Genomic DNA, 20,279 nt, shown 5'->3' with positions numbered 1-20,279 from the left:
TTCGTCAATAGGCTCGGCCGACTTCTCGAAACAGAAAAAGGGCGCAGCCCTGACGCGGGCCGCACCCTCTTCATCGGCGATGCTTCAGGAGAGCATCAGGCCGAGAGTTTTGCCGCGATCCTGGCGACATGGGCGCCCTGGAAGCGGGCGGCGTCCAGCTCGATCTCCGAGGGCTGGCGCGAGCCGTCGCCGTCGGTGATCGTCGAGGCGCCGTAGGGCGAGCCGCCCTTGACGGCTTCGACGCCCATCTGGCCCTGGAAGGCATAGGGCAGGCCGGCGACGACGAGGCCGTGGTGCAGCAGCGTCGGGATGAAGCCGAGGATGGTCGATTCCTGGCCGCCGTGCTGGGTGGCCGAGGAGGTGAAGACCGAGCCGACCTTGCCGACCAGCTTGCCCTGTGCCCAGAGGCTGCCCGTCTGGTCCCAGAAATTGCGCATCTGCGAGGCGACCGTGCCGAAGCGCGTGCCGGCACCGACGATGATGGCATCGTAGCCGGCCAGCTCGTCGACGGTGGCGATCTCGGCCTTCTGGTCGAGCTTGAAGTGCGAGGCCTTCGCCACCTCTTCCGGCACCAGCTCCGGAACGCGCTTGACGGTCACCTCGGCACCGGCCGACTTCGCGCCTTCCGCCACTGCATAGGCCATGGCTTCGATATGGCCATAGGCCGAGTAGTAAAGAACCAGTACGTTTGCCATCGTCGTCTCCTGTTTCGATGATGCCTTTCCGCTTGATCGCGGCGTCCCCTTGGATGTAGCACTTCGGGGTGGCGGTCCCCCAGCGGCTGCCCGGTCGACAGACTGTTCACCCGCCATTGACAATGCCGTCCCTTCCGGTCGGCATTTCTGTCCGAACTTCAGAGAGCGCCCATGAGTTCCCGCCCCATCGCCACCGCCGCCATGCTCGCCATCGGCGACGAACTGCTCTCCGGGCGCACCAAGGACAAGAATATCGGCCAGCTTGCCGACATGCTCTTCCTCGCGGGCATCGACCTCAAGGAGGTGCGCATCGTCGGCGACGACGAGGACGCGATCGTCGAGGCGCTGAATGCGCTGCGCGCCCGCCATACCTACGTCTTCACCTCCGGCGGCATCGGCCCGACCCATGACGACATCACGGCGGATGCCGTCTCGAAGGCCTTCGGCGTGCCCTGCCGGCACGATCCACTCGCCATGCAGCTACTCGGCGCCATGTACGAGCGCCGCGGCGTCGAGTTCAACGAGGCGCGCCAGCGCATGGCGCGCATGCCCGAGGGGGCCGTCCATATCGAGAACGCCGTCTCGACGGCGCCGGGCTTCCACATCGGCAATGTCTATGTCATGGCCGGCGTTCCGCAGGTCTTCACCGCCATGCTCGGCACCGTCGTGCCGAAGCTTGAAGGCGGCGTGCCGATGCTCTCGCGCTCCGTCGCCTCGCCCTTCGGCGAGGGCGACATCGGCAGCGCGCTGGCGGAGATCCAGAAGAAGCATCCCGAAACCAGCATCGGCTCCTATCCGCGCTTCAGCGAGAACCGCTTCTCGACGGAAATCGTCATCCGCAGCCGCGAAGACGCTCCGGCGGAAGCAGCCGAACGTGATATACTTCAGATGATTGCCGAAATCGCCGCGGCCAAGGCCGTGTCTTGATCCCGATCAAGGTTTGGCGACAACGGCAGGCGCATGCTTCCAGAGACCCAGAACAGGAGGCCGAAATGACCTACAAGACCATCGTGGCGGTGCTGAGCGCCGCCGAGGACGCCGGCAAGGTGACGGACCACGCGCTGGCGCTTGCGCGCGAGACGGGCGGCCATGTCATCGGCATCCATGCGGAAGCGCCGGTCGTGGTCACGCTGATCGCGCCCATGGAATATCCCGACCCGAACGCCGTGCTCGACCTGCAGGAGCGCGCCCAGCGCCAGTCGCGCGAGGTCGAGCAGGCCTTCAAGTCGCGCTGCGAACGCGACGACATCTCCTATGAATGGCGCCTCTTCACCGGCACCGCCGGCTATGCCTCCGCCGGCGTCATCGACAGTGCGCGCGGCGCCGACATCGTCATTGCCGGCCAGTTCGACCCCGATCTCGACGGCCCGGCGCGCGAGGACATCGAGGACCTGCTCTACGAGAGCGGCCGCCCGCTCTATCTCGTCTCCAACGCCCCGGCCGGTCCCGCGCCGATCGAGCGCGTGCTGCTCGCCTGGAACGGTTCGCGCGAGGCCGCCCGCGCCGCCTTCGACGCCCTGCCCTTCCTGACGGGCGCGAAGGAGGTGGAGATCTTCACCGTCGACCCGCCGGAAAACGCCATGCAGTCGCGCGATTTCTGCGGCGCCGAGCTTGCGGCGACGCTCGCCCGCCACGGCGTCAAGACGACGGTCGCCTCCGGCGCCTCCGGCGGCCATTCGGTGGCCGAGGTGCTGAACCGGCGCGCGACGGACATCGATGCCGGCCTCATCGTCATGGGCGCCTACAGCCATTCGCGGCTGCGCCAGCGCCTCTTCGGCGGCGTCACCAGCGCCATGATGCGCCATGCCCGCGTGCCGACGCTGATGTCGCGGTAGGCCGTATCGCCGCGACTTCGCTGTGGATCGCCCGGCTTCTGCGGCCGGGCGATGATTTTCATGGGTGCCGAACTGCGCTACGGAGAGGGAATCTTCTTTTTCTGCCTATCAGGAGCCCGCCATGTCGCTGCCCGACAAAGCCTTCCCCGTATCCTGGGATCAGTTTCATCGCGACGCGCGCGCGCTTGCCTGGCGGCTGGCGGATGGCGGGCGTGAGTGGCGGGCGATCGTCTGCATCACCCGCGGCGGCCTCGTGCCGGCGGCGATCGTCTCGCGCGAACTGAACATCCGCGTCATCGAGACCGTCTGTGTCGCCTCCTATCATGACTATGTCTCGCAGGGCGAAATGCATGTCCTGAAGGGCATCTCGGAGGAGCTCAGCAAGGAAGGTGGCGAAGGCATCCTCATCGTCGACGACCTGACGGATACCGGCAAGACCGCCGCCGAGGTGCGCGCCATGCTGCCGAAGGCGCATTTCGCCGCCGTCTATGCCAAGCCGAAGGGCCGCCCGCTGGTCGACACCTTCGTCACCGAGGTCAGCCAGGATACCTGGATCTACTTCCCCTGGGATATGGGCTTCACCTACCAGGAGCCGATCGCCAAGGGCACGCGCGGCTGAGCCGCCATGTGCGACGGCGTGAAACAGCAGTCGCGCTGCGACGCAACATGCTGATCCGGCGTTTTTTTTCGCTGATGGCCGGTGGATGCGGACCGCACCTGCCGGCTTAATCTTTCCGCAATTCCTGACAAAGATAGTGCTTATATTCACCGCGCCTCTGCGGTGATGGGAGGCATGGGCACGGATGCGCTACGCAAGGCCGGCAATCGCGGCAGCTCTCGTCGGCGTGCTGCTCTTCAGCGAGACGGCCGGCGCGCAGCAGGACGTGCGGGTCACCGCGGTCGCCGACTTCATCGACGCGAACGTGCGTCCCTGGCTTGACGAGCCCGCGATCCTCAATGCCGTCATCGCCCAGAACGCCGCCCATGCCGAGCTCGGCCAGGCGGAGATCGACGATCTCGACGCCCGCTGGCGCAGCGAGCTTTCCAGCGCCGACCGGCCGATGATCGAGGCACAGCTCTCCAATCCCCTCTCGCTCTACCTCAAGGGCCGCCAGCAGGCGGCGGAAGGCCTCATCACCGAAATCTTCGTCATGGACAATCGCGGCCTGAACGTCGGCCAGAGCGACGTCACCTCCGACTACTGGCAGGGGGACGAAGCGAAATGGCAGAAGAGCTTCGGCACCGGCGCCCTCCATATAGAGGAGGCGGAGCGCGACGAGTCCACCCAGCTCATGCAATCCCAGGCGAGCCTGCCGCTCCGCGACCCGGCAACCGGCACCGTCATCGGGGCCATCACCGTCGGCGTCAATCTCGACGCGCTCTGACGTTACGGAAGAGAATCACTTTATCCACGGATCACAACTCCGTCCGGGTGGCTATTCCCTGAAGTCGGGGGGTGGAAAAGACCCCGGAAATTTACCTGTAATTTTTCTCGCTTTTCCACAGCCGCGTGCCGCCGCCTCCCCCCTTTTGCCCGGAACCCGCTGATTTTTCAGGCATCCGGCGATGTCCCCATTTTCCACAGCCGACAGGCACAAGATGTAGCGTTCAAACTTCCTTCACAAACCAGCCCTTGACGGGAATCGGCCAGATGAGGTTAATGAAATCCAAGTTGCGGCGGCGACTGGACCGGAGTGTTACGAGGTCGGTTCTCATCATGAAATCGCGTATCATGCGCATGTGGCCGGGTGGATGATCCGCTCGCCGCACGGGTTTTCTCGCGCACGTTTTCCTGAAACGCCACCGCATCCGATTGGGCTGGAAAAAGGAAGCTGTTGATACTATATTTAGTATTTGCAGCCATACTCAGCACAAGATACAGGAAGTCGAGATCGATCGGCTTTCCCGCACGGACTGGACGATTTGGGCTGGCTGCAAGCTATTGCGGCCGGACGGGGATAAATTGCGCCCTGTTTTTGAGGCAGGATGCGGCAGCGAAGGACAACGGACAATGCGCATAGAACGTCGTTTCACCAAACCCGGCCAGTCGGCCTATGCGGAAATCGAATTCCGCAAGGCCGTGAGCGAGATCAAGAACCCGGACGGCTCCATCGTCTTCCGCCTTGCGGATATCGACGTGCCGGCCCAGTTCTCCCAGGTCGCCGCCGACATCCTCGCGCAGAAATATTTCCGCAAGGCCGGCGTGCCGGCACGCCTGAAGAAGGTCGAGGAGAACGACGTCCCCTCCTTCCTGTGGCGCTCCGTGCCGGACACCGAAGCCCTGAAGGCGCTCCCCGAGGGTGAGCGCTACGGCTCGGAAACCGACGCCCGCCAGGTCTTCGACCGCCTCGCCGGCACCTGGACCTACTGGGGCTGGAAGGGCAAGTATTTCGCTTCCGAGGAAGACGCTGCCGCCTTCAAGGACGAACTCGCCTATATGCTCGCCACGCAGCGCGTCGCCCCGAACTCGCCGCAGTGGTTCAACACGGGCCTGCACTGGGCCTACGGCATCGACGGCCCCGGCCAGGGCCATTTCTATGTCGACCCCTTCACCGGCAAGCTTACCAAGTCCAAGTCCGCCTACGAGCATCCCCAGCCGCACGCCTGCTTCATCCAGTCCGTCGAGGACGACCTCGTCAACGAGAACGGCATCATGGACCTTTGGGTGCGTGAGGCGCGCCTCTTCAAATACGGCTCCGGCACCGGCTCCAACTTCTCGCACCTGCGCGGCGAAGGCGAAAGGCTTTCGGGCGGCGGCCGTTCCTCCGGCCTGATGAGCTTCCTGAAGATCGGCGACCGCGCGGCCGGCGCCATCAAGTCGGGCGGCACGACGCGCCGCGCGGCCAAGATGGTCGTGGTCGACATCGACCATCCCGATATCGAGGACTACATCAACTGGAAGGTCAAGGAAGAGCAGAAGGTGGCGGCCCTCGTCACCGGCTCGAAGATCGTCGCCAAGCACCTCAAGGCCATCATGAAGGCCTGCGTGAATTGCTCGGCCGACAACGACGCCTGCTTCGATCCCGCCGAGAACCCGGCCCTCAAGCGCGAGATCCGTGCCGCCAAGAAGGACCAGGTTCCGGAAAACTACATCAAGCGCGTCATCCAGTTCGCCAAGCAGGGCTACAAGGACATCGAGTTCAAGACCTACGACACGGACTGGGATTCGGAAGCCTATCTCACCGTCTCCGGCCAGAACTCGAACAATTCCGTCTCGCTGAAGGACGACTTCCTGCGCGCCGTCGAGAATGACGGCGACTGGCACCTCACCGCCCGCAAGGACGGCAAGGTCATGAAGACGCTGAAGGCGCGGGACCTGTGGGAATCGATCTCCTACGCCGCCTGGGCCTCGGCCGATCCGGGCCTGCACTTCAACACGACGATGAACGATTGGCACACCTGCCCGGCCGCCGGCCCGATCCGCGCGTCGAACCCGTGCTCGGAATACATGTTCCTCGACGACACGGCCTGCAACCTCGCCTCGCTGAACCTCCTGCAGTTCAAGGATGCGGCGACGAAGAAGATCAACATCGCCGACTACGAACACGCCGTCCGTCTCTGGACCATCGTGCTCGAAATCTCGGTGATGATGGCCCAGTTCCCGTCGCGCCAGATCGCCGAACTCTCCTACGAATACCGCACGCTCGGCCTCGGCTATGCCAATATCGGCGGCCTGCTGATGTCCTCGGGCATTCCGTATGATTCGGCCGAAGGCCGCGCCATCGCAGGTAGCCTGACCGCCATCATGACCGGTGTCGCCTATGCAACCTCGGCCGAGATGGCCAGCGAACTCGGCCCCTTCCCGAATTTCGCGCCGAACCGCGACAACATGCTGCGCGTCATGCGCAACCACCGCCGCGCCGCCTATGGCGAGACCGCCGGCTACGAGGCCCTTTCGGTGAACCCGGTCGCCCTCGTCCATGCCGATTGCTCGGATGAGGCGCTTGTCGCCCATGCCGTCGCCGCCTGGGACAAGGCCGTCGAACTCGGCGAGAAGCACGGCTACCGCAATGCCCAGACGACCGTGATTGCGCCGACCGGCACGATCGGCCTCGTCATGGACTGCGACACCACCGGCATCGAGCCCGACTTCGCGCTGGTGAAGTTCAAGAAGCTCGCCGGCGGCGGCTACTTCAAGATCATCAACCGCGCCGTTCCGGAAGCCCTGCGCACGCTCGGCTATTCGGAAAGCCAGATCGCCGAGATCGAGGCCTATGCCGTCGGCCATGGCAATTTCAACCAGGCACCCGCCGTCAACCCCGGCTCGCTGAAGGCCAAGGGTTTTCCGGAAGACAAGATCGAGGCCGTCAATGCCGGCCTGAAGTCCGCCTTCGACATCAAGTTCGCCTTCAACCAGTGGACGCTCGGCGCCGACTTCCTGAAGGACGTGCTGAAGGTCTCGGACGAACAGCTTGCCGACATGTCCTTCAACCTGCTGGAGCATATCGGCTTCACGAAGAAGGAGATCGAGGCCGCCAATATCCATGTCTGCGGTGCGATGACGCTGGAAGGCGCGCCCTTCCTCAAGGCAGAACACCTGCCGGTCTTCGATTGCGCCAATCCCTGCGGCAAGATCGGCAAGCGCTACCTTTCGGTCGAAAGCCACATCCGCATGATGGCGGCCGCCCAGCCGTTCATCTCGGGTGCCATCTCCAAGACGATCAACATGCCGAACGAGGCAACCGTCGAGGACTGCAAGAACGCCTACATGCTCTCCTGGAAGCTCGCGCTGAAGGCGAACGCTCTCTACCGCGACGGCTCGAAGCTGTCCCAGCCACTCAACGCCTCGCTGATCGAGGACGCGGAGGACGAGGATGACGCCATCGAGGCGCTGGTCGCAAGCCCGGCCGCCGCCCAGGCCGTGGCGGTCACGGAAAAGATCGTCGAGAAGATCATCGAGCGCGTGGTGCGCGAGCGTGAGAAGCTGCCGAACCGCCGCCAGGGCTACACCCAGAAGGCCGTCATCGGCGGGCACAAGGTGTATCTGCGCACCGGCGAATTCGGCGACGGCCGCCTCGGCGAGATCTTCATCGACATGCACAAGGAAGGCGCCGCCTTCCGCGCGATGATGAACAACTTCGCCATCGCCATCTCGCTGGGCCTGCAGTACGGCGTGCCGCTGGAGGAATATGTGGAGGCCTTCACCTTCACCAAGTTCGAGCCGGCCGGCATCGTCGTGGGCAACGACGCGATCAAGAACGCGACGTCGATCCTCGACTATGTCTTCCGCGAGCTTGCCGTCTCCTATCTCGGCCGCCACGACCTTGCCCATGTCGATACGTCCGACTTCTCCAACACGGCGCTCGGCAAGGGCATCCAGGAAGGCAAGACGAACCTGATCTCGACCGGCTGGACGCGCGGCCACAAGCCGACGCTCATCCAGGGCGGCCAGGGCGGCGATCGCCCGCTGGCAGAACCCAAGGGCGCCGCCACCGCCGCCCCGGCCAAGGCCTCGTCCGTCAGCAACATCACCTCGTTCGCCGGCAGCGCGGCCCGCAAGATCGAGCCGGTGACGGCGATCTCCTCCTCCGAGATCGTCGCCTTCAAGCGCGACTACGAGGAGCGCGCGGCCGAACTTGCCGAGGAGATCGCGGACGAAACGGCCGAGGAAGCAACCGAGAGCATCACTGCCCTCTTCTCCGACAAGGCCGCCGCCCAAGCCGCCAGCGCCAAGGCCGATGCCAAGAAGCTGGAGAACGAGCGCCGCATGCGCTCCATCGCCCAGGGCTACACCGGCAACATGTGCTCCGAGTGCCAGAACTTCACGATGGTGCGCAACGGCACCTGCGAGAAGTGCGACACCTGCGGCTCGACGAGCGGCTGCAGCTAATTGCGGCCCTTCGGCAACAGGATAAAGCAGAACCCCGGGGAGCGATCCCCGGGGTTTTTCATTCAGCGGGCAAGTTCGAACTGGATCTCGATCCTGTGGCAGGTGGCGCCCGGCCCGTTCCAGCCGTGATAGACTTCCCGGCTTTCGCCGGAAAAGACGTGCCGCGACAGTTCGATCTCCGCGACCAGCGGTGCATAACCCTGGGTGAAGAGCGTGCGCAGGGATCCTTGATGGACCCGCGAGGCGACGATGGTGGGTTCGAGATGGCGCAGCTCCACCGCGCCTGCGTATTCTTCCGGCCTCTCCACCGGGCGGCAGATATGCCAGTCGAATGGCGTCCTGCCGTCCTTCGGAAGGCCATGGGCTAGGAAGGTCCAGGGGCCGGCGACGGTGAGGCCGTGATCGCCGATCGCCTTCTCGATGATCGGTGCAAGTTCCGCCGCCGCCTGCCGGATCTCGGGAATGCGGAGGCGGCGTTTCAGGCACAATACCCACATATCCGGCGTCTCGATGATGTTCATGGTCCCTCCTTTTCGCCGCAGACCTATGACCGCGATTGTTTTCGCGCAAGCGACTGCTTGGAAAGCCATGCCAAACTTGAAACCGAAACGGACGAGAGAAGGAAAAATCATTCCAAGGCTGCCGCGATGGCGCGATCTCTCCCGCGAACCTGCGGGCTGAAGCATGATGTCATTGCGGTGTCGGAAAGGGCGAGGTACATGCAAGCCTCCCGTTACGGGAATCGACCTGCCGTCCCGTGATGCAGAAGGAACAGTCGATGCCGATAGCGCCGCGCCGCGGGCCGATTGCCCTTGCCTACCGCGCCCTCGTCCTGCCGGGCGTCATTGCCTACCTCTTTTCCGTCAGCATCGTCGTGCTTGCCGCGGACCGGTTCTGGCTCGTCGACCTGCTCACCTTCGCCTGGCCCTATGTCATCGCCGCGGGCAGCCTGCTCGTCGTCGCGGCCCTGGTGACGCGGCGCCTGAAGGCGATCGTGATTGCCGGCGTCGGCCTTGCCATCGCCCTGATACCGGCGGCTGACGTGCCGACCGCCCGGACCTCTGCCGCCACCAGCGGCCTGAAGGTGCTGACCGCCAATCTCTTCGGACAGAATGTGCAGGATCCGGCGGCCTTCATCGCGCTGCTACGCAGGGAAAAACCCGATATCGTCATTCTGGAGGAGACGACCGCGCGCTGGGAGCAGGCGCTCGCCGCCGCCGGCCTCTATGCCTACGAAAGCAGCCGCGATACGCTCGCGCGGGATGCCATCAAGGTCTTCTCCGCCCTGCCGATCCGCTCGGAGACCGCGCTGAAGCGCGCCTTCATCGAGGAACGCGCCTACAAGCAGCCGCTGCGGCTGGAACTGGACATGCGCGGCAAGCCGCTGTTCCTCTATGCCTTCCACCCCGAAACGCCGCGCCGGCCGTGGCAGTGGCGCGACCGCAATGCCTATCTTTCGGCCGCCGCCGATGCGGTGCGCGGCGATCTCGAGACGGCGCCGGTCATCGCCGCAGGCGACTGGAACACGCCGACCTGGTCGCCCTTCTTCCGCACCTTCCTCAGGCAGGCAGGCCTTGCCTCCACCGCGGGCGGCTGGCTGCAGCCGGTCACGCGCTTCAGCCCGAGGTTCGATACGATCGGCTATATCGGCGCCTCGATCGACCATGTCGCCGTCTCGCCGGATATTTCCGTGCGGGCACACCGCGTCGGCCCGAATTTCGGCTCGAACCACCTGCCCGTCATCGTCGAGCTCGCGCTGCCGGAAAACTGACCCCTCGCCCGGGCGCGAAAATACCCTATCTTAGAAGGGTGAAACCATTTTGAGGGAGACGATCATGCCGACGGAAAAGGACAGTCCCAAAGCGTCGCTCGAGGAGGAACGCGCCCGGCAGAAGCATAAGTCGGCCGAAGCCGAGCAGGACGATTATCTGGAAGAGGCGCTGGAGGAGACCTTTCCGGCCAGCGACCCGATCGCCCCCGGCGACGTCAAGGATCACGCCAAGTGAGCGGTCGCGCCCACGCCGGACCTCGCCGCGAATGACCTGAGCAGCGATGAGCAGCGCTTTCCTCTTCACCGGCCGGGACGACGCCGCGGTCACCCTGCTTCTTGCCCATGGCAGCGGCGCGCCGATGGATTCGGCGGCAATGAACGCGGCAGCGGAGGCTCTTGCGGCCGAGGGGCTGCGCGTCGCGCGCTTCGAATTCGCCTACATGGCCACCCGGCGCACCGAGGGCAGCCGCCGGCCGCCGCCCCGGGCCGAGACGCTGAACCCGGAATTTCGCGCGGCCGTCACGGATCTCGCCGCCGCGGGACCGCTCGTCATCGGCGGCAAGTCGATGGGCGGCCGCGTCGCCAGCATGGTGGCGGACGGGCTTTTTGCGGAAGGGCGCATCGCCGGCCTCCTCTGCCTCGGCTATCCGTTCCACCCGCCGGGAAAGCCGGCGCAACTGCGTACGGCCCACCTGATGACGCTGACGACGCCCATCCTCATCTGCCAGGGTACCCGAGACCCCTTCGGCACGAAGGACGAGGTGCCGGGCTATGGGCTGCCGGAGCGCATCCGCTTCCTGTGGCTGGAAGACGGTGACCATGACCTCAAGCCCCGCAAGAGCGTCTCCGGCTTTACCGCCGCCGATCACCTTTCGACCATGGCCCGCACCGTGAAGGCCTGGGCAGCAGATCTCGGCTGACCCTGTTCCACACGGAACAGCGCCCAAAACCGTCCCATGCGAAGGTTCGGTCACTGGATGGAACGAACCATCCCGACCGAACCAGAGGGGACCTTAACATGCGCAATCTCATCCTTGCCGCCGCCATCGCCTTCACCGCCGTCGCCGGCTTCGCCGCACCGTCACAGGCCGGCTATTACAGCTACGACTACCAGCCCGCCTGCTTCATCAAGAAGATCAAGAGCTACGACTACTACGGCAACCTGATCGTCAAACGCGTCCGCGTCTGCCACTAGCCGGCGCCCCCGATCTGGGGTCGATCGATGTGTGGCCGCCGCTCGCAGACGGCCTCACGGACGCGCGGAAGCCCGGATGCATGGGAGTGCATCCGGGCTTCTCCTTTTAGGTTATTCGCCGCTCACCTGCCCGGCCCAGCTTTGCGCACCGGTTTCGCCGTTGAGGAACGGCAGGGCCGTGCCGACAAGCGCCGGGGCCGCAAAGGTCTCATAGTGGGTGAGGCCCGGCAGGATGGCGAGGCGGTTCTTCACCATGTTCTCCCGCATCCAGCCGGCATCCCTCAGCCCGCCGCCGAGCTTCTGGTAGAATTCGACGATATGCTCCGGGCGGATCATGTCGCTGTCGCCGAAGATCAGCATGACGGGCATGGCGAGCTTTGCCACCGCATCGGAGGCGTCGTAGTCGACGCGCATCGCCGCGCCCATGGCGTCGAGCAGCTTCGGGAACTCGGAAACATCAGGCGCGACGGCGGCATAGGACTTGTACATCGGCGTTTCCTTCATCATTTCGGCCATCGCGCCGGAGACCGCCTCCTGCTGCGGCAGCATTTCCGGGAAGAAGCCGTTCCTGGCGAAGGGCGCCGAGGCGATGACGAGGCGGCGCACCTTGTCCGGCGCCCCGGCGGCCATGTGCAGCGCCACGCCGCCGCCGAAGGAATAGCCGAGCACGTCGACCTTGTCGTAGCCCAGTTCCTCCACGAGCTCGGCCATATCGGCGCCGATGGCGGCAATGTCGATCGGACGCGTGCCGAGCGGCGTGCGGCCATGGCCCTGCAGGTCGACGCCGATCACCTGGCGGTTGTCCTGCAGCGTCTTGAGGTTGGCGCCGAACATCTCGATCTGGCCGAGGCCGCCATGCAGCAGCAGCAGCGGCTCGCCCTTGCCGCGGATCTCGTAATAGTAGTCGATGCCGTTCACCGTCAGGTGACCCGCCTTGTCCGGCCTGCCGGCCTCGCCCTGCAACGGGTTCTCGGTCACATCCTCCGCCTGCGCCGAAAGCGGGGCCAAGGCGGCAAGGGCGGCGGTCAGAAGGGTGATGATGGTCATCTTCGGCATGTCTGTCTCCTCGGGTTCCGGCCGGCGGCGCTGCCGGCTTCATGCACCAAGGACGCGGCCGGGGACGTTACTCCGACAGGGCCCGAAAAATTTTCGGCAGACGCCTGTAAAGAGGATTCAAGTCCTTGCCGGATTGAATCCGCTTCCTGCGGCAACAGATTGAAAAGGCTGTTCTATTTCCGGTCGCCACACCCTGCCTCCGCGGAAGGGAACATTAACCCGGGCGTGCGAATATTAGCGCAAAACCAGATATATCCGGGCAGACCATGGCACACAGCTTCTCCTACACGCATTACGACCTCGACATGCAGCGCGCCGGTACGGTGATCGAGATCACGCTCTCGGCCATCGCCAATGTGCGGCTGATGAGCCATGGCAATTTCGATCTCTTCAAGAATGCCCGCCAGCACAAGTTCCTCGGCGGCGTCGCCAAGCAATCGCCGATCCGGCTGAAGATCCCGGAAAACGGCCACTGGCATGTGGTGGTCGACATGGAGGGGCATCCTGGCAAGGCCGAATCGTCGATCAAGGTCGTGCCGCTCGCCCCGCACAAGCCCGTGCAGCGCTTCAGCGCCGCCTCCTGACGGCCGCGGCGGGCCTCAGCCGCGTTCCCGACGCAGCTTCGCCCACCATTCCAGCCGCTTCCTCAGCTCCCGCTCGAAGCCGCGCTCGGGCGGATCGTAGAAGGTTTTCCGCCCCATCTTCTCCGGGAAATAATCCTGCCCGGAAAAGGCGTCCGGCATGTCGTGGTCGTAGCGATAGCCATCGCCATAGCCTTCGCCCTTCATCAGCTTCGTCGGCGCATTGAGGATGTGCTTCGGCGGCAGCAGCGAGCCGTTTTCCTTCGCCGCGCGCATCGCGGATTTGTAGGCGGTGTAGACGGCGTTCGATTTCGGCGCGGTGGCGAGATAGACGCAGGCCTGCGCCAGCGCCAGTTCCCCCTCCGGCGAGCCGAGGAAATCATAGGCGTCCTTGGCGGCATTGCAGACGACGAGCGCCTGCGGATCGGCAAGCCCGATATCCTCCACCGCCATGCGCACCATGCGACGGCACAGGAACAGCGGGTCCTCGCCGGCATCCAGCATGCGGGTGAGATAGTAGAGCGCCGCATCGGGATCGGAGCCGCGCACGGATTTGTGCAGCGCGGAGATGAGATTGTAGTGGCCGTCCTGCGACTTGTCGTAGACGGGCGCCCGGCGCTGGACGATGCGGAAGAGATCGTCCTGCCCGAAAGTCTCGCCGGCGCGGGCGGCGCGCCAGACCTCCTCGGCAAGCGTCAGCACCGCCCGCCCGTCCCCATCGGCCATGCGCAGCAGCGAGGCGCGCGCCTCTTCGTCGAGCGGCAGCGGTTTTTCCTCGATCGCCTCGGCGCGTTTCAGAAGCTCCTCAAGGCTCTGTTCGTCATGCGGCTTGAAAGTCAGCACGCGGGCGCGGGAGAGAAGCGCGGCATTGAGCTCGAAGGACGGGTTCTCCGTCGTCGCGCCGACCAGCACGATCGTGCCGTCCTCCATGACCGGCAGGAAACTGTCCTGCTGGGCGCGGTTGAAGCGATGGATCTCGTCGACGAAGAGCAGGGTCTGCCGGCCGCCCATGCGGCGCTGGCGCGCGGCCTCGAACACCTTCTTGAGATCGGCGACGCCGGAGAAGATCGCCGAGATCTGCTCGAAGGCAAGCCCCGTTTCGCCGGACAGGAGGCGCGCCACCGTCGTCTTGCCCGTGCCGGGCGGGCCCCAGAAGATCATCGAGCCGAGCGAGCCCGCCTCGATCATGCGCGAGAGCACGCCGTCGGGACCCGTCAGGTGCTCCTGGCCGGACACCTCGCCCAGCGTGCGGGGGCGCAGGCGATCGGCCAGGGGCCGCTTTGCCGCCATCTCCTCCGGTTCACGCGGGGCGAAGAGGTCGCTCATCGGAAGAACTGGCGGATGCGCTGGCCGTCGCGCTCGATCTCGACGCGCCAGATGGACGGGTCCTCGTTTACGAGCGAGGCGAGGCTTTCGGTCGAGGCGACCTCCGTGCCGTTGAGCGCGATGATGATGTCGCGCGGCCGCAGGCCGATGCGCGCGGCCGGCGAGCCGCGATTGACCTCGGTGACGACGACGCCGGCCGTGGTCCGGCTGGCCGGCATGCGCAGTTCCTCCGCCACGCGCGGCGAGAGATTGGCGACGACCGCGCCGGAGAAGGGGTTGCGGCCGTCGATCAGCCGCTCGTCGCGCGGCGTCGTCTCGGGCGCACGGTCGAGGGAGAGCGTCAGGTCCTCCTCCTTGCCGTTGGCGACGACCGTGACACGTGCCGTGCCGCCGATGCCGACCGTCGTGAGGCGATAGCCGAGCGCGTCGGGATGCTCGACCGGAACGCCGTTGACGGCGGTGACCACCTGCCCGGGCTTCATGCCGGCCTTTTCCGCCGGACTGCCGGCCTGCACCTGCGAGATCAGCGCGCCGCGGGCACGGTTCAGGCCGAGCGCCTCGGCGACCTCCGAGGTCACCGCATCGAAGGTGGCGCCGATGAACGGGCGGTCGAAGGTGGCGCTGCCGTTTTCGGCGCTGGCGACGAAGGTCTTCACGAGATTGGCCGGAATGGCGAAGCCGACGCCGTTCGAGCCGCCGCCGCGTGAGAAGATCGCCGTGTTGATGCCGATCAGTTCGCCGTTCATGTTGATGAGGCCGCCGCCGGAATTGCCGGGATTGATCGACGCGTCCGTCTGGATGAAGAAGCCGAAATCGCCGGACCGGACCTGGTTGCGCGCCAGCGCCGAGACGATGCCGCTCGTCACCGTCTGGCCGACGCCGAACGGATTGCCGATGGCAAGGACGAGATCGCCGACCTGCACGGCATCGCTGTCGCCGAGCGGCAATGCAGTGAAATCCGCATCCGCCTTGATCTTCAGGACGGCAAGGTCGACGCGCTCGTCCTTCAGCACCACGGTGCTTTCATATTCGCGGCCATCCGCCAGCGCGACCTTGATGTCGCTCGCACCCTCGATGACGTGGTTGTTCGTCACTACGATGCCTTTTGCGCCGACGATGACGCCCGATCCGAGCGAGGACTGCTTCTCGCTGCGGTTCGGCATGCGCTGGCCGAAGAATTCCTCGAAGAAGGGATCGCCGTCGAAGATCGAGCGGCGCTCGACGACGCGCTCGGCATAGACGTTGACCACGGCGCTCTCGACCTGCTTGACCAGCGGCGCGAAGGAGAGCTGCATGTCCGTGCGCGATTGCGGCACGGTGCGCTCCTCGGCCATTGCGGGCGCCGCAAGGGCGAGAGCAACGGCAAGCGGGGCGGCAAGCAGGATGCGGACGTTCGGCATGGACGAGTCTCCTTCGTTTCTGCGTCACGATCAGATAGGATCTCGCAGGAAAAAAGGCAAACCGCAGAGATCGCGGCGATCTCACGCGGCGCGCACGAAAATGTGGTCGCCACAAATCTTCCGCTGCCGTTGAAACGACAAGGGCCGCGTTTACGTAGGTGTCAGGCAAAGCAACCGAACAGATCGAGCCCGCCATGTCTCTCTACCGCCCGCCCCGCATCCCCGCTTCGCAGATCACGCCGGAACACTGTTTCCTTGGGCGCCGCTCGTTTCTGGCGGCAGCGGCGGGCGGTGCGCTCCTGGCATCGGGGACGCCCGCTTTCGCGGAAGCCCTGAAGGCGGCGAAATCGACCTACGCGGTGGACGAGGCGCTGACGCCTGAAAAGGACGTGACCAGCTACAACAATTTCTATGAATTCGGCATGGGCAAGGGCGACCCGATCGCCAATTCGGAAAAGTTCCGGCCGACACCCTGGACGGTGAAGGTCGACGGGCTCGTCGGCAAGCCGAAGGAATTCGGGCTGGAAGAGCTGATGGCCCTGCCGCTGGAGGAGCGGGTCTACCGCATGCGCTGCGTGGAGGCCTGGTCGATGGTCATCCCCTGGGTCGGCTTTCCGCTCGCCAGCCTGCTCGACAAGGTGGAGCCGTTGGGCGACGCGAAATATGTCGCCTTCGAAACCATCGTCAGGCCGGAGGAAATGCCCGGCCAGTCCGGCTATTTCCAGTCGTTGTCCTGGCCCTATGTCGAGGGCCTCAGGCTCGACGAGGCGCGCCATCCGCTGACGATCCTGTCCGTCGGCGTCTACGGCAAGACGCTGCCGAACCAGAACGGCGCGCCGATCCGCCTCGTCGTGCCATGGAAATACGGCTTCAAGGGCATCAAGTCGATCGTCAGGATCACGCTCACCGACAGGCAGCCGCCCTCCACCTGGAACCTCACCGCGCCCGGCGAATACGGCTTCTACGCCAATGTGAATCCGGAGGTCGACCATCCGCGCTGGAGCCAGGCGAGCGAGAACCGCATCGGCGAAGGCGGCTTCTTCGGCGCCAACCGCCGACCGACTTTGCCCTTCAACGGCTATGCGGAAGACGTCGCCGGCCTCTATAGCGGCATGGACCTCAGGGCGAACTACTGATGCTCACCCTGCCCCGCAAATACCATGCCGCCTCGATCTGGCTGCTCTACGCCGTCGGCCTCGTGCCGGCGGCCTGGGGTTTCTGGCTCGGCGCGACGGGCCGCCTGCCCGGCAATCCGGTCAAGGAATTCGAGCACCTGCTCGGCCTCTGGGCGCTGCGCTTCCTCGTCGCCACGCTCGCCATCACGCCGATCCGCGATCTTTTGGGCATCAACTGGATCCGCTACCGCCGGGCGCTCGGGCTTCTCGCCTTCTGGTACGTGCTGATGCATTTCCTGACCTACATGCTGCTCGACCAGTACCTGAATTTTCCGGCAATCCTCGCCGACATCGCCAAACGGCCCTTCATCACCATCGGCATGGCCGCCTTCGTGTTGCTCATCCCGCTGGCGCTGACCTCCAATGCCTGGTCGATCCGCCGGCTCGGGCCGCGCTGGGTGAAGCTGCACCGGCTCGTCTATGTCATCGCCGCCGCCGGCGCGCTGCATTTCGCGATGTCGGTGAAGGTCGTCGGGCCGGAGCCGTGGACCTATATCGGCCTCGTCATCCTCCTGCTGCTGTGGCGTCCGATACGCCCGCGCTTCAATCGCTGGAAACGCCGCGACGACGGCAGGCCGCAGTTCAATCGGGCATAGCCCCTCACCTGCCTGCCGGCATCCTCTCCCCGTAAACGGGGGCGAGGAACGATGGGCGCGCCGCTCTGCCCCTTCTCCCCGTTTACGGGGAGAAGGTCCCGGCAGGGGGATGAGGGGCACCCGAATGCCCACAACGAAAAGGCCGGGAGATCGCTCTCCCGGCCTTTCTCATTCCGTATCCCGAAAAAGGATCAGGCGGCTTCGGCGGCGTCTGCTTCAGCAGCAACGCGGGCCTTGTCGGCTGCGCCCTTGGCATCGACGTCGCGGTCGACGAACTCGATGACGGCGAGCGGGGCGTTGTCGCCGTGGCGGTAGCCGGCCTTCATGATGCGCAGGTAGCCACCGTTGCGGCTGGCGTAGCGCGTGGCGATCGCGTCGAACAGCTTCGAAACGACGGCAACGTCGCGGATCTGCGAGATCGCCTGGCGGCGAGCGTGCAGGTCGCCGCGCTTGCCGAGGGTGACGAGCTTTTCGACGATCGGGCGAATTTCCTTCGCCTTCGGCAGGGTGGTGACGATCTGCTCATGCTGGATGAGCGAAGCAGCCATGTTGGCGAACATCGCCTTGCGGTGGCTGGCGGTACGGTTGAGTTTGCGACCGGAATTCTGGTGGCGCATCTCGGTTCTCCTTCACATGCAGGCTATTGCCTGCCGTTTGATGGTTAATATTGGTCTTCGTAGCGCTTGGCGAGATCTTCGATGTTCTCGGGCGGCCAGGCCGGCACTTCCATGCCGAGGTGCAGGCCCATGGAAGCGAGAACTTCCTTGATTTCGTTCAGCGACTTGCGACCAAAATTCGGAGTGCGAAGCATTTCGGCTTCGGTCTTCTGAATGAGATCGCCGATATAGACGATGTTGTCGTTCTTCAGGCAGTTCGCCGAACGGACGGAAAGTTCCAGTTCGTCGACCTTCTTGAGGAGCGCCGGGTTGAACGCCAGTTCGGTAACCGAATCTTCCTCGGCTTCCTTCTGCGGCTCGTCGAAATTGACGAAGACCGAGAGCTGGTCCTGGAGGATACGGGCCGCGAACGCGATCGCATCTTCGCCGGTGACGGAACCGTCGGTCTCGATGGTCATCGTCAGCTTGTCGTAGTCGAGAACCTGGCCTTCACGGGTGTTTTCCACCTTGTAGGACACTTTCTTGACCGGCGAGTAGAGGCTGTCGACCGGGATGAGGCCAATCGGCGCGTCTTCGGAACGGTTACGGTCGGCGGGCACATAGCCCTTGCCGTTGTTGACCGTGAACTCCATGCGGATTTCGGCGCCCTCGTCGAGGGTGCAGATCACATGGTTGGGGTTCAGGATCTCGATGTCGCCGACCGTCTGGATGTCACCAGCCGTCACGACGCCCGGCCCCTGCTTGCGCACGACCATACGCTTGGAATCGTCGCCATCCATCTTGATGGCGATTTCCTTGATGTTGAGCACGATGTCGGTCACGTCTTCCCGGACGCCCGGGATGGACGAGAACTCATGCAGCACGCCGTCGATCTGCACGGCGGTCACAGCCGCACCGCGCAGCGACGACAGGAGAACGCGACGCAGCGCGTTGCCGAGGGTCAGGCCGAAGCCACGCTCCAGCGGCTCGGCAACAAGGCTTGCCTTGGTGCGGCCGGAGGAGGTGAACTCGACCTTGTTCGGCTTGATCAGTTCCTGCCAGTTTTTCTGGATCATATGTTTTGCCTTCCGTTCGCCGCCACCATCCAATCGTGACGGCCGAGCCCTGAAGATCCGCGGAAGCCGTCACCCGGCTTCCACGGCAATTCGAATGCGATGATCAGACGCGGCGCTTCTTGCGCGGACGGCAACCGTTGTGCGGGATCGGGGTCACGTCGCGGATGGACGTGATCATGAAGCCGGCAGCCTGGAGGGCGCGCAGAGCCGATTCACGGCCGGAACCCGGACCGCAGACTTCGACTTCCAGCGACTTCATGCCGTGTTCCTGGGCCTTCTTGGCGCAGTCTTCGGCAGCGATCTGGGCAGCGAACGGGGTCGACTTGCGCGAACCCTTGAAGCCCTTCGCACCGGCCGACGACCAGGCAATGGCGTTGCCCTGTGCGTCGGTGATGGTGATCATCGTGTTGTTGAACGAAGAGTTGACGTGAGCAACACCCGAGGTGATGTTCTTGCGTTCGCGACGGCGGACGCGTGCGGCTTCCTTGGCCATGGATAGTCCTTTCGTTGATCTCGACACCGCCGTAATGCCAGCGGCTCCACCGGACCGGGGCGAACCCCTGTCCTGAACAGTAATGTGCACGCATGCCCAGAAAGGCGATGCGTGCGGCGATATCGTCACTGCCGTAGTGCCAGCAGCTCCACCGACCGGGACCCTGGCCAGATGAAAGGCAAGGCCCCGCTCGAAACTCAAAAGAGGCCGGCGCGGCGCGCCAGCCTCCCGTTCCCCGTTTCCGGGAAATTACTTCTTCTTGCCTGCGATGGCCTTTGCCGGGCCCTTGCGGGTGCGGGCATTGGTGTGCGTGCGCTGGCCGCGGACCGGAAGGCCACGGCGGTGACGCAGGCCACGGTAGCAACCGAGGTCCATGAGACGCTTGATGTTCATCGAGGTTTCGCGACGCAGGTCGCCTTCGACCTGGTAGTCGCGGTCGATGGCTTCGCGGATCTGCAGGATTTCTGCGTCCGTGAGCTGGTGAACGCGACGATCGGCCGGGATACCGACCTTCTCGATGATTTCCTGTGCAAACTTCGGGCCGATCCCGTGAATGTAACGCAGCGCGATGACGACGCGTTTTGCAGTCGGGATGTTGACGCCAGCGATACGTGCCACGCCTGTTCTCCTTGCTTCCAGTTGCCATCCGGCAAG

At 64.7% G+C, this 20,279-nt stretch carries 21 protein-coding genes; 12 read left to right on the top strand and 9 right to left on the bottom strand.

From position 1 onward, the window contains the following. Positions 1 to 95: 95 nt before the first annotated feature. Entirely contained in the window at positions 96 to 695 is a 600-nt protein-coding gene (gene wrbA / locus EV665_RS05985; protein WP_064329883.1) for an NAD(P)H:quinone oxidoreductase type IV, read from the bottom strand. Between the two features lie 171 nt (positions 696 to 866). Between wrbA and EV665_RS05980 the strand changes: the two genes are divergently transcribed. From EV665_RS05980 to EV665_RS05960, 5 genes are all read left to right on the top strand, one after another. Beyond that, complete coding sequence (locus EV665_RS05980) at positions 867 to 1,622, top strand: competence/damage-inducible protein A (protein ID WP_133033388.1); 756 nt, start codon at positions 867 to 869, stop codon at positions 1,620 to 1,622. Between the two features lie 65 nt (positions 1,623 to 1,687). Further along, a complete protein-coding gene (locus EV665_RS05975; RefSeq protein WP_064329881.1) occupies positions 1,688 to 2,530 on the top strand; it encodes a universal stress protein in 843 nt (280 codons plus the stop codon). A 121-nt stretch (positions 2,531 to 2,651) separates the two neighbouring features. Further along, positions 2,652 to 3,149, top strand: coding sequence for a xanthine phosphoribosyltransferase (gene gpt / locus EV665_RS05970; protein ID WP_064329880.1), 498 nt, complete (start codon positions 2,652 to 2,654; stop codon positions 3,147 to 3,149). Between the two features lie 184 nt (positions 3,150 to 3,333). After that, entirely contained in the window at positions 3,334 to 3,915 is a 582-nt protein-coding gene (locus EV665_RS05965; RefSeq protein ID WP_133033387.1) for a hypothetical protein, read from the top strand. A gap of 626 nt (positions 3,916 to 4,541) precedes the next feature. Further along, positions 4,542 to 8,360: a vitamin B12-dependent ribonucleotide reductase gene (locus tag EV665_RS05960; RefSeq protein ID WP_133033386.1), complete on the top strand. Its 3,819-nt coding sequence runs from the start codon at positions 4,542 to 4,544 to the stop codon at positions 8,358 to 8,360. Between the two features lie 62 nt (positions 8,361 to 8,422). On the opposite strand, the gene EV665_RS05955 is transcribed toward EV665_RS05960, so the two are convergent. Continuing rightward, positions 8,423 to 8,881 (bottom strand): GyrI-like domain-containing protein, encoded by a 459-nt coding sequence (locus tag EV665_RS05955; protein WP_133033385.1) that lies wholly within the window; start codon positions 8,879 to 8,881, stop codon positions 8,423 to 8,425. Between the two features lie 257 nt (positions 8,882 to 9,138). On the opposite strand from EV665_RS05955, the gene EV665_RS05950 reads away from it, so the two are divergent. From EV665_RS05950 to EV665_RS32240, 4 genes are all read left to right on the top strand, one after another. Further along, entirely contained in the window at positions 9,139 to 10,131 is a 993-nt protein-coding gene (locus EV665_RS05950) for an endonuclease/exonuclease/phosphatase family protein (protein ID WP_162852980.1), read from the top strand. 64 nt (positions 10,132 to 10,195) lie between these two features. Next, complete coding sequence (locus tag EV665_RS32245) at positions 10,196 to 10,366, top strand: hypothetical protein (protein ID WP_162852979.1); 171 nt, start codon at positions 10,196 to 10,198, stop codon at positions 10,364 to 10,366. 46 nt (positions 10,367 to 10,412) lie between these two features. Next, the gene (locus EV665_RS05945) at positions 10,413 to 11,051 is read left to right on the top strand and encodes an alpha/beta family hydrolase (protein WP_133033383.1); all 639 of its coding nucleotides are present in this window, start codon (positions 10,413 to 10,415) and stop codon (positions 11,049 to 11,051) included. 98 nt (positions 11,052 to 11,149) lie between these two features. Continuing rightward, positions 11,150 to 11,326 carry a hypothetical protein gene (locus tag EV665_RS32240; protein WP_162852978.1) on the top strand — a complete coding sequence of 59 codons (177 nt, stop codon included), beginning with the start codon at positions 11,150 to 11,152 and terminating at the stop codon, positions 11,324 to 11,326. 111 nt (positions 11,327 to 11,437) lie between these two features. On the opposite strand, the gene EV665_RS05940 is transcribed toward EV665_RS32240, so the two are convergent. Further along, positions 11,438 to 12,382, bottom strand: a complete 945-nt coding sequence (locus EV665_RS05940; RefSeq protein ID WP_162852977.1) for an alpha/beta fold hydrolase — start codon at positions 12,380 to 12,382, stop codon at positions 11,438 to 11,440. A 266-nt stretch (positions 12,383 to 12,648) separates the two neighbouring features. Between EV665_RS05940 and EV665_RS05935 the strand changes: the two genes are divergently transcribed. Continuing rightward, a complete protein-coding gene (locus tag EV665_RS05935) occupies positions 12,649 to 12,966 on the top strand; it encodes a DUF1883 domain-containing protein (protein WP_064329873.1) in 318 nt (105 codons plus the stop codon). A gap of 15 nt (positions 12,967 to 12,981) precedes the next feature. On the opposite strand, the gene EV665_RS05930 is transcribed toward EV665_RS05935, so the two are convergent. Next, positions 12,982 to 14,289, bottom strand: a complete 1,308-nt coding sequence (locus EV665_RS05930; protein ID WP_064329872.1) for a replication-associated recombination protein A — start codon at positions 14,287 to 14,289, stop codon at positions 12,982 to 12,984. Then, positions 14,286 to 15,689, bottom strand: coding sequence for a DegQ family serine endoprotease (locus EV665_RS05925; protein WP_133033382.1), 1,404 nt, complete (start codon positions 15,687 to 15,689; stop codon positions 14,286 to 14,288). The genes EV665_RS05930 and EV665_RS05925 overlap by 4 nt, the downstream gene beginning before the upstream one ends. Positions 15,690 to 15,883: 194 nt before the next feature. Between EV665_RS05925 and msrP the strand changes: the two genes are divergently transcribed. Beyond that, positions 15,884 to 16,825, top strand: a complete 942-nt coding sequence (msrP, locus tag EV665_RS05920; RefSeq protein WP_133033381.1) for a protein-methionine-sulfoxide reductase catalytic subunit MsrP — start codon at positions 15,884 to 15,886, stop codon at positions 16,823 to 16,825. Next, entirely contained in the window at positions 16,825 to 17,460 is a 636-nt protein-coding gene (gene msrQ / locus EV665_RS05915; protein WP_133033380.1) for a protein-methionine-sulfoxide reductase heme-binding subunit MsrQ, read from the top strand. Before msrP ends, msrQ begins: the two co-directional genes overlap by 1 nt. Before the next feature lie 191 nt (positions 17,461 to 17,651). On the opposite strand, the gene rplQ is transcribed toward msrQ, so the two are convergent. The 4 genes from rplQ to rpsM form a co-directional block, all read right to left on the bottom strand. After that, on the bottom strand, positions 17,652 to 18,077 hold the full coding sequence (rplQ, locus tag EV665_RS05910) for a 50S ribosomal protein L17 (RefSeq protein WP_023517174.1): 426 nt from the start codon (positions 18,075 to 18,077) through the stop codon (positions 17,652 to 17,654). 44 nt (positions 18,078 to 18,121) lie between these two features. Further along, on the bottom strand, positions 18,122 to 19,132 hold the full coding sequence (locus EV665_RS05905; RefSeq protein ID WP_133033379.1) for a DNA-directed RNA polymerase subunit alpha: 1,011 nt from the start codon (positions 19,130 to 19,132) through the stop codon (positions 18,122 to 18,124). 103 nt (positions 19,133 to 19,235) lie between these two features. Further along, positions 19,236 to 19,625 carry a 30S ribosomal protein S11 gene (rpsK, locus tag EV665_RS05900; protein WP_023513823.1) on the bottom strand — a complete coding sequence of 130 codons (390 nt, stop codon included), beginning with the start codon at positions 19,623 to 19,625 and terminating at the stop codon, positions 19,236 to 19,238. 249 nt (positions 19,626 to 19,874) lie between these two features. Further along, on the bottom strand, positions 19,875 to 20,243 hold the full coding sequence (gene rpsM, locus EV665_RS05895) for a 30S ribosomal protein S13 (RefSeq protein WP_064329867.1): 369 nt from the start codon (positions 20,241 to 20,243) through the stop codon (positions 19,875 to 19,877). Positions 20,244 to 20,279 lie beyond the last annotated feature (36 nt).

Source organism: Shinella granuli, from assembly GCF_004341885.1.
GTDB lineage: Bacteria > Pseudomonadota > Alphaproteobacteria > Rhizobiales > Rhizobiaceae > Shinella > Shinella granuli.
The sequence above is the reverse complement of the archived record's forward strand: the minus strand, read 5'-3'. Positions and strand labels throughout refer to the sequence as shown.